This window comes from Aquimarina sp. I32.4 (assembly GCF_002924285.1).
Classification (GTDB): Bacteria; Bacteroidota; Bacteroidia; order Flavobacteriales; family Flavobacteriaceae; genus Aquimarina.
This window is the reverse complement of the sequence record NZ_PGUB01000106.1, coordinates 1-14,013: the sequence shown is the minus strand read 5'-3', so window position 1 is coordinate 14,013 and position 14,013 is coordinate 1. Positions and strand designations below refer to the sequence as shown.

The 14,013-nt window shown below is 34.6% G+C and carries 10 protein-coding genes and 1 tRNA gene; 7 read left to right on the top strand and 4 right to left on the bottom strand.

Annotated elements, in window-relative coordinates; translation table 11 throughout:
* Positions 1-324: 324 nt before the first annotated feature.
* Entirely contained in the window at positions 325-600 is a 276-nt protein-coding gene (locus CVD18_RS18345) for a hypothetical protein (RefSeq protein WP_103866968.1), read from the top strand.
* A 96-nt stretch (positions 601-696) separates the two neighbouring features.
* Here CVD18_RS18345 and CVD18_RS18340 read toward each other — a convergent pair whose 3' ends face one another.
* Complete coding sequence (locus tag CVD18_RS18340) at positions 697-1,638, bottom strand: replication initiation protein (protein WP_233194586.1); 942 nt, start codon at positions 1,636-1,638, stop codon at positions 697-699.
* A 1,365-nt stretch (positions 1,639-3,003) separates the two neighbouring features.
* Between CVD18_RS18340 and CVD18_RS23530 the strand changes: the two genes are divergently transcribed.
* Positions 3,004-3,414, top strand: a complete 411-nt coding sequence (locus tag CVD18_RS23530; protein ID WP_103866966.1) for a helix-turn-helix transcriptional regulator — start codon at positions 3,004-3,006, stop codon at positions 3,412-3,414.
* 113 nt (positions 3,415-3,527) lie between these two features.
* Here the strand turns inward: CVD18_RS23530 and CVD18_RS18330 are convergent.
* A tRNA-Gln gene (locus tag CVD18_RS18330) sits at positions 3,528-3,600 on the bottom strand.
* Between the two features lie 207 nt (positions 3,601-3,807).
* On the opposite strand from CVD18_RS18330, the gene CVD18_RS18325 reads away from it, so the two are divergent.
* Positions 3,808-7,116 carry a DUF2723 domain-containing protein gene (locus tag CVD18_RS18325; RefSeq protein ID WP_103866964.1) on the top strand — a complete coding sequence of 1,103 codons (3,309 nt, stop codon included), beginning with the start codon at positions 3,808-3,810 and terminating at the stop codon, positions 7,114-7,116.
* Between the two features lie 56 nt (positions 7,117-7,172).
* Positions 7,173-7,832, top strand: coding sequence for a polysaccharide deacetylase family protein (locus CVD18_RS18320; RefSeq protein WP_369858773.1), 660 nt, complete (start codon positions 7,173-7,175; stop codon positions 7,830-7,832).
* Here CVD18_RS18320 and CVD18_RS18315 read toward each other — a convergent pair.
* On the bottom strand, positions 7,813-8,109 hold the full coding sequence (locus tag CVD18_RS18315) for a co-chaperone YbbN (RefSeq protein WP_103866960.1): 297 nt from the start codon (positions 8,107-8,109) through the stop codon (positions 7,813-7,815). The two genes, CVD18_RS18320 and CVD18_RS18315, sit on opposite strands and share 20 nt — an antisense overlap.
* A 71-nt stretch (positions 8,110-8,180) precedes the next feature.
* A complete protein-coding gene (locus tag CVD18_RS18310) occupies positions 8,181-9,437 on the bottom strand; it encodes a metallophosphoesterase (protein ID WP_369858771.1) in 1,257 nt (418 codons plus the stop codon).
* 371 nt (positions 9,438-9,808) lie between these two features.
* Here CVD18_RS18310 and polA point away from each other — a divergent pair, with 371 nt between their 5' ends.
* The 3 genes from polA to CVD18_RS18295 all read left to right on the top strand — a co-directional run bounded on the left by polA (position 9,809) and on the right by CVD18_RS18295 (position 13,941).
* On the top strand, positions 9,809-12,628 hold the full coding sequence (gene polA, locus CVD18_RS18305) for a DNA polymerase I (RefSeq protein ID WP_103866956.1): 2,820 nt from the start codon (positions 9,809-9,811) through the stop codon (positions 12,626-12,628).
* A gap of 203 nt (positions 12,629-12,831) precedes the next feature.
* A complete protein-coding gene (locus tag CVD18_RS18300) occupies positions 12,832-13,017 on the top strand; it encodes a hypothetical protein (protein WP_103866954.1) in 186 nt (61 codons plus the stop codon).
* Positions 13,018-13,422: 405 nt separating this feature from the next.
* Complete coding sequence (locus CVD18_RS18295) at positions 13,423-13,941, top strand: collagen-like protein (protein ID WP_146052847.1); 519 nt, start codon at positions 13,423-13,425, stop codon at positions 13,939-13,941.
* Positions 13,942-14,013: the final 72 nt, after the last annotated feature.

The window sequence follows — 14,013 nt, the reverse complement described above, 5'->3', positions numbered from 1 at the left end:
TTCTTCTTCTCACAACCTAAAAATAAGGATTTTTAAAACAAAAGATAAACTAATTTATGCTCTTATTAATAACACAAAAAAAAAGTGTTTTTATTTTACTTTAACAAAACCATCAAAAACTTATAGTATCTTCCAATTGATGTAACAATAAAACGAAGAATACCAAATGAGTTAGATTTTAATACCCCCCTGTTTAACAATATAATATCAAGAGCCGCCTGAAAGATTTATAAGAACTAATTACCCTAACGATTAATAACTATCACTATAGGGATGTAGAGGCGCAATTCGATGAAATTTATCAATACATAGATGAGGTACACCATGCCATCCAAAAATGACATATCGAGTTTCACAAACAAAAACATTAACAAAAAAGAAAAAATACTTCCAACTAAAGGGAAGGGGGCTAATGAAAATGCTAAGAAGCCTAAACCCGAAAGATCACCAAAAACAATTCGTTTTAGGTCTGACTATCAAAGAAAGTTGGAAACACTAGCCGTTAATGAGAAGGGAATATCTGGGAAAAATGTACTAGACTTAACCGAGGAAGCTTTAGAGCTTTTATTTAAAAAATATGGGGTGAATGCACCAAAATGAGCATGGTTCTTGTACATACATATTCCATTATTAGCTATTGTGAGTATCAAATAGATGATATAATGTTTATTAACAAAAGCTATATGTTATTTGATGTTATGCTATTTTCTTGCAAAAGGCTATAAAAGCTCCATTTGGATTATCAGGTCTTTCTTTGTTACTAAATGCTTCCTCCCATTGCTGAATAGCATTTTGCAAGCCCATACGGTTATGACCTTTCATTAGAATTTTGCGTGCATTTTCTTGTGCTTGATCAGTAAGTAAATGTTTTAGTTCAGTAGAGGGGAGTATTATTTCTTCAGTTGTTCCTTCGCGCCTTGCCTTACGCCCTGTCTTAGAATATGTAAGTTCATTAATTGCAGATTCCTCTCCATCAGGTGCAGTTCTCCACCATTTCATTTCTATTTCGACAAAGCTACGGCCTTGTTTGATTCCGTTAATTTCTACCCTAAAATCAGTTGCTAGTTGGTTTACTTCTGCTACAGCAGGGTCGATAGCAAAGCTTTTAAAATTATTCCAAGTTTTAAGCTTGCCTTTTGGAACATTAAGAAGATTTCTAAACTCTGTAATAGAAAAAATTTCTTCTGTTTTTCGCATGTTAATACGCTTTGCAGTCATCTCATATAATGCCAGTGCATATTTTCCATTGAATGAAAGCATTACATCTGTTTTCAAGCGAGCAAATACAGTGCTATCAGAGAATACTTCTCGTAATATAGGATCGAAAGTATAATAAAATTTGCCATCTTTACGGGTATGCTCAATATTTCTTCCGAGTAGTTGAACACGTAGAGTTGCTGACTCACCATTACGAATTGTTTTAATTTTTGCTATTCCTCCCATAAGGCGCTCAATTGTATCATCTATTCGCTCATTGCCGCGCCTAGATAGTTGTAATTTTTCTTTATCGATTGAATGTTCCACAGGTTTTGCTATATCTTTATCCGCATTATCTATTAATAGATTATAAATTTTCCGGTCAGTTAGGGTGAGGGGAGTCACTTCTACTACATCAACTAGTTCACCAGCTTTAATCATGGTGTCCTTACTTGGCTTTACTTCGATAGTGCGAATATCATTTCCCATAGGTTAAAAACTAGCACATTGTTTTATCAACTAGCAAGTCTTTTTATAGATTGTGACAAAAACTAGTTTTAAGATTCTGTAAAAGCATATAATAAAGCTCAGAAATTTATTAATAATAGTTACTGTTTTTGGTCTTGTGACAAGAACTAGTTTTTAACAATAGTTTTTAGTTAACTAGCATCACATAAGTCACTGTTTTTAAAGAGAATATTATAATGTAAGAAAAGTACGTTGTGCGCGTGACAAAAACTAGTTTTTAAATTCTGTATCTGTGAATAATGTGAAAACTAGTTGTGACAAAAACTAGTTTAATTGTGACAGGAACTGGTTTTAACTGTGACAAGAACTAGCTGTAATGTGACAAGAACTAGCCTCAACGTGACGAGAACTAGTTTATAACCAAATATCCTATTGATATTGCATGTTATTTTCTTTCCGAACAAGAACAAGAACAAACTTTAGAATAAAGAACAAGAATGTTCCTGTGGATAAGTAAGAACCTAGACCTTCCATAAATCTCTGAATCTACATCACTCCAAAATGATAGTTCCAATCCTAAACAACCTTTAGTCTGTAAATGAATGGCTACCGCCATAAGATATTAACTAGTGTGACTACGCACACATAACACCGACCCTCGCTTCGCTCTCCCATTGCTTCGCAATACCATAATGCATTCGCTATACGCTCATAAGTAATATATAACTGGAGCTTGTTGCAAAATCGAGTATCAATTAACAACATCGAACCTGTAGAGACACCTCAATGGCTTAGCAAAAGTTAGGGCGGAGCATGTGGATAGGTTAGAGTGCCTCCATATCGAACTGAGCTTGCTGCTGAGTGCAGTAAGGGGATGTAAGAAGGATTATTCGAGTTATATTATTTACCCCCGCTGTATGACGCTAAAAACAACTTTTTTGCTAAGATACTTTTTACAGATGTGAGTAGGGAACCAAGTGGTAGTTTTGACCTTCAGTGTTAGGCGAGGGAGATACATCCATAAAATGACCCAAATTCCTTGCAATTTTGGACGGCCGCCGCCGAAAATCAATTCATTATTCTTACAAGACCTTAATATTTCGCTTGAGTTGTCCCGATTTTTATTCAATAGTACCGATGCAGCTCGCATATAGTGGGTTGTAGGGATCAACAACCCCTGTTTATACACTCACGCGGCTCTTAGAGTTACGCGAACGGTCAGCAACACACAAATTCCGGTCTCTAAAGTAGCCGGATGGCGGTGTGCTGTCCAAGCTCACGCTAAAAGCATCGCACCTGTAACGTGAGTGGCAGGTTTTGTTGACATCCGGCATTTTTATGGATGTGTCTCCCCCTTTAATTAAAACGAAGAGGAGAATATCAGTGCCTACAATACACCCAATCGATATTCATATTGGAAAGCAGCTCAGAGCAAAACGAAATCAACATGGAATAACTCAAGAAGAATTAGCCGCAAGTGTGAGGGTCACATTTCAGCAAATACAAAAATATGAACAAGGAAAAAATCGCATATCAGGTAGTCGATTCTACGAATTGGCAAACACACTGAATTGTTCGGTGGAATATTTCTTTGAAGGCAGTGATAGCGAATCTTGTAATTCTTTGGTGTCAAACCAACCACCTGTCGATGAAAAAGAATGGATCAAGATTCGGGCTGATTTTTGTCGGTTGCCAATCCCAATACAGCAATCAATAAGAAAACTTATTAACAGCCTAAGTCATCAATAACCTTTAGATTATTGATATTGAAAATCGTTTGAAAAATTGAATGAATGTTGTCCCCATGTTGTCCCCGAAAAAAACGAAAGCCCTAAGTGATTGAATACTTAGGGCTTTTTCCGTTGGTCTACTAGGGCTCGAACCTAGACTCTTCTGTACCAAAAACAGACGTGTTGCCAGTTACACCATAGACCAATACATGATTGCGGGTGCAAATTTAAAACTTTCTTTTGATTCTCCAAATGTTTTTTTAATTTATTTTATTTTTTTCATTTCCACGATTTCAAAAACAATATAACCGCCTTTAAAATATAAACTTCTGTTAAGCGTTTCCTAAAAAAACTAAGGTTAAAGTATTTTTATTACTAAATTCGCCACACGTTATATAACCTAACAATTCTTATGAGTACATTCAACTTTACCAAGTGGAATAAAATAACAGGATGGATCGTTTTTGCGATTGCATTATGTGTTTACGGAATGACTGTAGAGCCTACTGCTAGTTTTTGGGATGCAGGAGAATATATTGCTACTTCATCAAAATTACAAGTTGGCCACCCTCCTGGAGCGCCTTTATTTCAAATGATAGGAGCTTTTGCTTCTTCTTTTGCAACAGATCCAACCCAAATTGCATTAATGGTAAATATGACATCTGCTTTTGCAAGTGCTTTTACTATTTTATTCATGTTTTGGTCAATAACCATTCTTGTAAAAAAGATAACTACAAAAGAAGAAGAACTGACCAGCGGAAAAGCGATTGCAATTTTAGGTAGTGGACTTGTTGGATCATTAGCTTTTACATTTACAGATAGTTTTTGGTTTAATGCTGTTGAAGCAGAGGTGTACGCCATGGCTACCTGTATTCTATCTGTACTTTTCTATCTAGGGTTATTATGGGAAAGAGATATGCATACTCCAAGGGGAAATAAATGGTTGATATTGATCTCCTTTATTGTTGGGCTCTCTTTTGGTGTTCACTTTATGGGACTACTATCAATTCCTGCAATCGGATTACTATATTACTTCAAGAACTATAAAGAGATTACTGTCAAAAATTTTATAATTGCTAATATTACAGTAGTTCTCATACTACTATTTATATTCAAGCTTTTATTGCCCTCTACATTAAAATTCTTTGGTATTGCCGAAGTCTTTTTTATAAACACTATCGGCTTGCCGTTTAACTCAGGAACTATCATTGCAGGGCTTATAATAATTGCTGTTTTCTACTTCAGTATAAAATACACTAGAGAAAAAAACTACACGCAAGTAAACACTTTGCTACTTTGCATTATGTTTATACTTATTGGGTTTTCTAGCTGGATTATGCTACCTATTCGTGCAAATGCAGGAACTGTAATAAACGAAAACAACCCAAACAATGCTCGAGAGCTTCTAGCATATTACAACCTTGAGCAATATCCTGAAACTCATCTTTTTTATGGCCCACAATTTACAGAGATATACGCTCATTTAGATAAAGATAATCCGTATAGAGACGCAAAGCCTAAATATGAAAAAGACCTTAAATTAGGAAAATACATTATTGTAAACGATTGGGAAAACGCAAGGCAAAATCTTGATGATACTCATAAAGCTATTTTACCAAGAATGTGGAGTACAGAGCACATTGCTAACTACATGGAGTTTACAGGACCTATTAAATTCACCATAAAACCTGAATACCAAAGTGAAGAAGAGCTTCTTAAAGCTGTTACACAATTTAAAAGAGAATATGCTTCAGGAAAACTAGATAATGACGATTACAATAAATTTCTACAATCTTTTGGCAATTATATTGATGTAGAGAAACCTTCCTTTTGGGACAATGTCGTCTATCTATTTGATTACCAAATGGGCTATATGTATTGGCGTTATTTTATGTGGAATTTTGTAGGAAGACAAGATGACAACCAAGGTAAGCTTACTGATCTTGAAGGAAACTGGTTAAGCGGTATTACTTTTATTGATGAAATGAGACTAGGTTCTCAAGATAACCTACCTACTGATGTGCTTAAAAACAAAGCAAGGAATACTTATTACTTCTTGCCATTACTTCTTGGGTTAATCGGTTTTATGTTTTTATTACAACATGACAAGAAAAAATTCTGGGTTCTACTTATCTTTTTCTTATTTACTGGATTGGCTCTAAAAGTATATCTTAACGAAAGGCCTTTTGAACCAAGAGAACGAGACTATGCGCTCGTAGGATCTTTTTATGTATTTGCCATCTGGATTGGGATTGGAGTATATGCTTTATTTGATTTACTCAAAAAACACCTAAACCCTAAAATACTTGCTCCAGTAATTACCACAGTATGCTTGCTAGCTGTACCTGTTCTATTGGCCTCTCAAAACTGGGATGATCACGATCGATCTAATCGATATACTGCACAGGCAATGGCAAAGATGTATCTACAGTCCTGTCAAGAAGACGCCATACTATTTACCATAGGAGATAATGACACATTTGCCTTATGGTATGCACAAGAGATCGAAGGCTATCGGACTGATGTTAGAACCGTAAACACAAGTCTTTTTGCTACAGATTGGTACATCGACCAAATGAAAAGAGCTGCATACAAAGGAAAGCCCATCCCTTCTCAGTTAACCCACGAATTCTACAGATACGGAAACAATGATGCAATCTATTATAAGAAATACCCTAAAATATCCGATACCCTAGACATAAAATCCTGGATGAGTTTTATTCAGAGTGACAACCCCGTTACTAAAGGAGATTTACAAAGTGGTAAAAAGGTAAATACATTTCCTGCTAAACACATACGAATCCCTGTTGATAAAAAAGCTGTATTAAAAAATGGTATTGTTGCTCAAAAAGATGCACATCTTATTGTTCCATATATCGACATTCACTTAAAAGGGGATCTATTATTCAAAAACCGCCTTTTAATGTTAGATATTATTGCCAACAATAACTGGGAACGACCTATTTATTTTACAGGAGGTAGCTATGGCGACGATGATTTTTTATGGATGAAAGACTACTTACAACTAGACGGTGTTACCTTTAAACTAGTTCCTATTCGTACTAAAGTAAACCCTCGAAATCCTTTTGAAATGGGCCGAATAGATACCGACCTTATGTATAAGAATGTAACTAGTTGGGATTGGGGTAATAGTAACGACCCAAATATATACCATGATCCAGAAACTAGAAAAAATGCGATTACATACCGTAGTAATCTAGCTAGGCTTGTAGAAACCTTAATCCAAGAAGGTAAAAAAGACAAAGCCAAAGAAATTCTAGATCTGGCAATGGATAAAATGCCGATAGAATATTACGAGTATTACACTTTGATAGAACCTTATATCACTGGGTACTATGAAGTAGGAGAAAAACAAAAAGCTCGTGACCTTTGGTCTAAACTTGCCAAAAAATATCAAGAACAACTTAATTATTTTGGTAGTCTTGAGCTCAAAGATCAATACCGTTATGCTGAAGATATTGTAACCAATGTAGAGCGTTATCGTGGTGTAATTGATCTTTTACTCATCAGCAAAGACAGAGAAATGATCGAAGAAAAGGCAAAAGAGTTCAACAAATACCTCAAGCTATTTAAAAGGCTATACTCTTCTGATGAAGAATATAGTGACGAAGAAACTTTACGTAAACAAGAAGAAGAGTTAGTTAAAGAATCTCAGGACCAAGAAAAGCCTCTGGACTCCTTAGACAGTATACCAAATTAACAACTAAAAGGAGGCTCTTAAAAACAAGCCTCCTTTTTTTATACAATCAAATACAGGTGATCCCAACAAAAACTCCTAAAATCCTCAAAAAACTGTTTCCTGATTACGTATGGGACATTCCTTGTGATCACAAAAAGAAATTATATCTTACTTTTGATGACGGCCCTATCCCTGATGTTACAGAGTTTGTTCTTAATCAATTAAAACGTTATAACGCTAAGGCTACTTTTTTTTGTATTGGTGACAATATTAGAAAACATCCTAGTATCTTTCAACAAATCGTATCAGAAGGTCATACAATAGGTAACCATACTATGAATCACCTCAAAGCATGGAGGAACAATCTTGAAAACTACATTCACAATACTGTTGATTGCCAAAAAACGATTTCAAAATATACCCCTGAAAATTATACGCAATTATTATTCAGACCTCCTCACGGGCAGATAAGCCAAGCTAAACTCAGAGAATTAAAAAAACTAGGATATTCGATTATATTATGGGATGTTTTGTCAAAAGATTGGAAACAAAATATATCTCCTGAAATTTGCGCTCAAAACGTTATTAAGAACGCAAAAGAAGGAAGTATCATCGTTTTTCATGACAGCATAAAAGCTTCAAAAAATCTTAAAGAAGCGTTACCTAAAGTCTTAGATTATTTTACTGAATTGGGATACACTTTTGAATCTATCAAACTCAAACATACTCTTTCATAAGACCTATCAACGTATTAGCATCCTGCTCTCCACTTTGCCTCCATACCATTTCTCCTTTTTTATAGATCATTAAGGTAGGAAGCCCCTTGATACGTAATGCCGTAGCCAACTCTTCATTTTTATCTACATCTATTTTTATAACCTTCCCCTTGTCACCAAGCGCGGCGGCTACATCTTTTAACACAGGATGCATGGCCAAAGAGGGCTCATTCCATTCTGTAAAAAAGTCTAATAAAACAGGTACTTCAATACCAATCAGATCTCCAAACTTAGACATGTTTAAAAACTTTTATGTTTGAGGCTTATTAGTAAGCACTAAACAGTTGTAAATATAACACTTTCTCTGAATTAAACAGGTTTAGTGCTTTTTCGCAATTCAATAATAGTAATTTCTGGCCATATCCCTACTCTCCCAGGAAAAGCATGAAAACCAAAACCTCGATTTACATTCAGATAACGTCCCATCTCATTATACATACCCGCCCATTGCTTATACACATATTGCACTGGGCTCCATCTTATAACCCCTGGGATTTCAATTCCAAACTGAAATCCATGAGTATGCCCACTCAATGTAAGGTGATAATGATCACTATGTTTCTTTACCTCGTATTCCCAATGTGAAGGATCATGGCTTAACAAAATTTTAAAATCATCTTTTGCAATTTTCTCTGATGCTTTTCTTAAATCACCAGCTTTCTTAAAATTATGCCCCCAATTCTCTACTCCAATTACAGCAATACGTTCCTCTCCTTTTTCTACAAAAATACTATCATTAAGTAACAGATTAAAATCGATTTTAGTATGAATATCTTTTATTGCTTCAAAATTCGCATCTTTTTCCTCCTTACTATTCCACGTCACATACTCTCCATAATCATGATTACCTAAAACAGAATACTTACCATATTTTGGAGTTTTAACACGCTTAAAAGTATCAATCCAATCATCCATTTCTTCTGCAACAGTATTCACAATATCACCTGTAAATAGTAACAAATCCATTTCTTGCTCATTAATTAAATCAACCGCATACTCAATCTTTGAAGCATCATCAAAACTACCTGAATGAATATCTGATATCTGTGCCAACCTAAATCCATCAAAGCCAGAAGGAAGATCATCGTAATACAATACATGATGCAATACTTTAAAATTATATTTACCTCTAAAAATACCATGTAATAGCCCCGCAAATGGTATTGCAGCTACCCCTAATGCCAATTGACTAATAAATTTTCTACGGTCTGGCATATATTTACTCACCTTACCTTCAAAAAAAGTAGTTGATAAATAATTATACCCTGTAATACAAATCCTAACAACATCCTCTCCAAATAAAAATAACACCATAGCAAACTTTGGAACTATGGTAAGCAACAACAAGCCACTAGCTCTTAATGTATATTTGGTAGGCCCAACACTGCGGTCATAATTAGCAAATATATAAATCGCATATCCCAAAATAAGCAATGACACTAATAGATACCCTATTTGCACCCACACACTTCTGGTTATCGTTTTTATCGCTTGATAAGCATAAACTTCAATACACACATATAATATAATAGGGAGTAACCAACGCATAGTGTCTTCTAAATTCAATTTGCAACAAAGCTATTTCTCCTTTTTAATTCTCCACCGTTTTTTAAGTAAAAATTAACGATAAATAAATTTTATTGACTAAAACCGTTAAAATCATAAGGATATCTAAGATAAATCTTAATATTTTCTTTCAGAAGTAAAATATTTATTTGTAACTTCGTTCCGTATTACTTTTAGGGCTTATTACCAATCATAGAAGAAATCAAATTTATATATAAAAAATTACTATCGTATTTATAGCAGTTGATACATTGTTATCAATTTTATTTTGGGGCGAAATGCCGTCAGTTTTTGACGGCATTTCTTTTTTTCGTTTTTGATACAAATTTAAATAGTCTTCTTATTATATTGCATTTCTAAAAATTAAACTTATCATGTCACAAAAACGTCTTTTCCTTCTAGATGCTTTCGCTCTAATCTTTCGAGGGTACTATGCACTGATCAAAAATCCAAGAATCAATTCTAAAGGTCAGGACACATCTGCTATATTAGGGTTTGTAAATTCACTTTTTGATGTTATCAAAAGAGAAAAGCCAGATCATCTAGCTGTTGCTTTTGACAAAGAAGGGAGTCGAGATCGATTAGAAATCTTCCCTGAATACAAAGCTAATCGTGATGAAACACCAGAAGCAATTAAAATAGCTGTACCAATTATTCAGGAAATATTAAAAGCTATGCACATTCCTATTATAGAACGTGCAGGTGTAGAAGCCGATGACTTGATTGGCACAATTGCTAAGCAAGCAGAAAAAGAAGGCTATAAAACCTATATGGTTACTCCAGATAAGGACTACGCACAATTAGTTTCTGAAAATATTTTCATGTACCGCCCTGCAAGAATGGGAAATGGAATTGAAATATGGGGGATACCAGAGGTTCAAAAAAGATTTGAGATAGAACGACCAGAACAAGTAATTGATTATTTAGGAATGATGGGAGACGCTGTTGACAATATCCCTGGCCTACCTGGAGTAGGCGATAAAACTGCTAAAAAATTCATAGCCGCCTATGGTTCTATGGAGGGGCTACTTGCCAATACAGATCAATTAAAGGGAAAAATGAAAGAAAAGGTAGAGGCAAATGCAGACTTAGGTCTTCTTTCTAAAAAACTTGCAACCATAATTATTGATTGTGATGTCACCTTTAATGCAGATGATTATGAGTTTACCAAACCCGACAGTCAAAAAGTTCATGAGATTTTTGAAGAACTAGAATTCAGAAGACTTGCGGATCAGTTTATTAAAATTTTTAATAAAGATAGCACCACATCTACAGACCAACCATCATCTAAAAAGAAAACAACCCAAGCTGGCGCAGGACAATTCTCTTTATTTGGAGAATCCAACGAAGTGTCTGACTCACCTGCATTTTCTTCAAGAAAAACAATTACCACTACAGAGCATTTTTATCAGAGTGTATCTCCAGGAATGGCAATGAAATTATTTTTGCAAAACTTGCTAAAACAGAAAGAGGTTTGTTTTGATACAGAAACTACTGGACTTAATCCGCTTATCGCAGAGTTGGTAGGGATTTCTTTTTCTTGGGAGTCTGGAAAAGGTTTTTATATATCATTTCCAGAAGATCACAATAGTACACAAGAGTTAATCGAACAACTCCGTCCCTTTTTTGAGGACGAAAACATTACAAAAATTGGTCAAAACCTAAAATACGACATCAAAGTTCTTGCTAAATATAATATAGATGTAAAAGGAACTTTATTTGACACCATGTTGGCTCACTATCTAATCAATCCAGATATGAGACACAATATGAATGTGCTTGCAGAAACCTACCTTAATTACACCCCTGTATCAATTACAGAACTAATTGGTAAAAAAGGAAAAAATCAATTATCATTTAGACAGGTGCCTATTGAGAAGCAAACTGAATATGCTGTTGAAGATGCTGATATTACTTTTCAACTAAAAGAACATTTTGCCCCTGAACTCAATGAGGCTAAGACATTATCTCTATTTCAAGATATCGAAATCCCGTTACTAAGGGTTTTAGCCGATATGGAAATCGAGGGCATCAATCTAGACAAAGCATTTTTGCAATCCTTGTCAGAAGAATTAGACAACGATATCAAAACCTTAGAAAATAAAATATACACAGAGGCAGGAGAAGAATTTAATATCGCTTCACCTAAACAACTTGGCGTTATTTTATTTGAAAAAATGAAATTGGTAGACAAACCCAAAAAGACTAAAACAGGACAATATTCTACCGCAGAAGATGTGCTATCCTACCTAGCTAAAGACCATGTAATTATCCAAAACATTTTGGATTTTCGTGGTTTATCTAAACTAAAAAGCACTTACATAGACGCGTTACCTTTGCAGATTGATGAAAATACAGGGCGAGTACATACCGATTATATGCAAACTGTAGCTGCTACAGGAAGATTAAGTTCCAACAACCCCAACCTACAAAACATCCCTATTCGTACAGAAAGAGGAAGACAAGTAAGAAAAGCATTTGTTCCCAAAAACGAAGAATATACTTTATTGGCGGCAGATTACTCTCAAATAGAATTACGTATTATTGCTGCATTGAGCAAAGAAGAGACCATGATCGAAGCTTTCAAAAACGGAGAAGATATTCATGCCTCTACAGCTGCAAAAGTATTTGATGTTGCAATAGAAGATGTAACCAGAGAACAGCGTAGCAATGCCAAGACAGTCAATTTTGGAATTATTTATGGAGTTTCAGCATTTGGTCTAAGCAACCAAACAAACCTATCTCGTAGTGAAGCCAAAGAATTAATAGAAACTTATTACAAAACTTATCCAAAGCTACGCAACTATATGAGTGAGCAAATTGATTTTGCCCGAGATAATGGATATGTACAAACAGTCCTAGGAAGACGTAGATATCTTAAAGATATCAACTCAGCCAACGCAATTGTACGTGGTGCAGCAGAGCGAAATGCCGTTAATGCTCCTATTCAAGGTAGTGCGGCAGATATTATAAAAATTGCAATGATTAACATTCATAAAAAATTAAAAGAAGGCAACTATAAAACCAAAATGCTACTACAGGTACATGATGAATTGGTTTTTGATGTATTCAAACCAGAATTAGAAAGCATTAAAAACCTAATCAAAAATGAAATGGAAAATGCATACACTCTAGATGTACCCCTTGATGTAGATCTTGGATTAGGTAATGATTGGCTCGAAGCACATTAAACCACTTATCTAATACAATAGATAGAGATAAAAAAATTATAATTACAAAAACAGGTCGTCTAATAAGTATTAGGCGACCTGTTTTAATTTTCACATAACAACCTAATCAAAAATAGCTAATACAATAACAACAAATAGGACCCAACGACAATCAAAACCATTTTAACCATTAAAACAGATAGAATCAAAAATTACTTAAAACAATGTTGACTCATGTATTAATCGTATTCCTTTACAACCACAAAGAAGATAACGCTCATAACCTTACTTTTTTATTTTCTTTTGACAGACCAGAAACTGCTAACGATACAAGAAATGTTCTTACTATTACTCGAGAGGTAAATACAATTGCTATAGAAGTTATCAATAACACCCAGCAAGCACTTTAACAAAAATTCACTAACACATCACCCCCCTCTGTTGATAGCTATCACTAGCTAGGGGTTTAGCTTTTACTCTTCAAAGTATTAAGACACATTCATAATGTTTAAAAAAAAAGTAGTTACTTATTTTATTATCACTTACCAAAAAATCACCCTACCCCTTTTTTCTCCAGTCGCAATCTCCTGAACAACTATAAATTAACCATATATCGAAAAACTTATTTATACAAGCATTTACCTGTAAACAGGAGGTGTGTTTTTACGGTAAATTGTGTTTTCTCGACCCGCATTCTCCCTCATCTTTGCCCTGTAATTATGATCATGCAAAAGCAATTGCAAAATAAACCGATACTATCAATGCATGATCAGAAAACATACCAATACAAATTATTAATTATAAACAAACAAAAAATGAAAAATTACTTAAAAACAATAGCAACATGTGCATTAGTAACATTCCTTTGTAGCTGCGAAGGAGAAGACGGCGCAATTGGACCCTCTGGAGAAAGAGGTCAAAATGGAATTGATGGAGTTGACGGAACTAATGGAACTGAAGGACAAAATGGAACTGACGGACAAAACGGAGTTGGATTTGACGAATTGGTTAAATACGGAAGTATTAAAATCAACTTATCAGGAACCAGACCTGATGACGTTGCGTTTACAGATGCATCAGAATTTAAGTTTAGCCCTATTGGAGCTGACGACCTATATAACGCTTCTTCTAAAAATGTTATTAATGAAACGACTACAGGATATAGACTCCGTAGATTCTTAAGTGCTCCTGATGACACATACCAATTTACTATTGCTGATATTAACCTAACGACCATCAACGCAGGTGAAGCAAATCAACGTTTTGAATTTGAGTTAAGGATTATCAACTATGCTGTCGTTACTGATGATCATAATACAATTTACGGATATTAACTTCGCATAAATGCGTCTAAGTAGTGATGATTACTTACTATAGATTTTATAAGTTCATTACTCATACTTTCT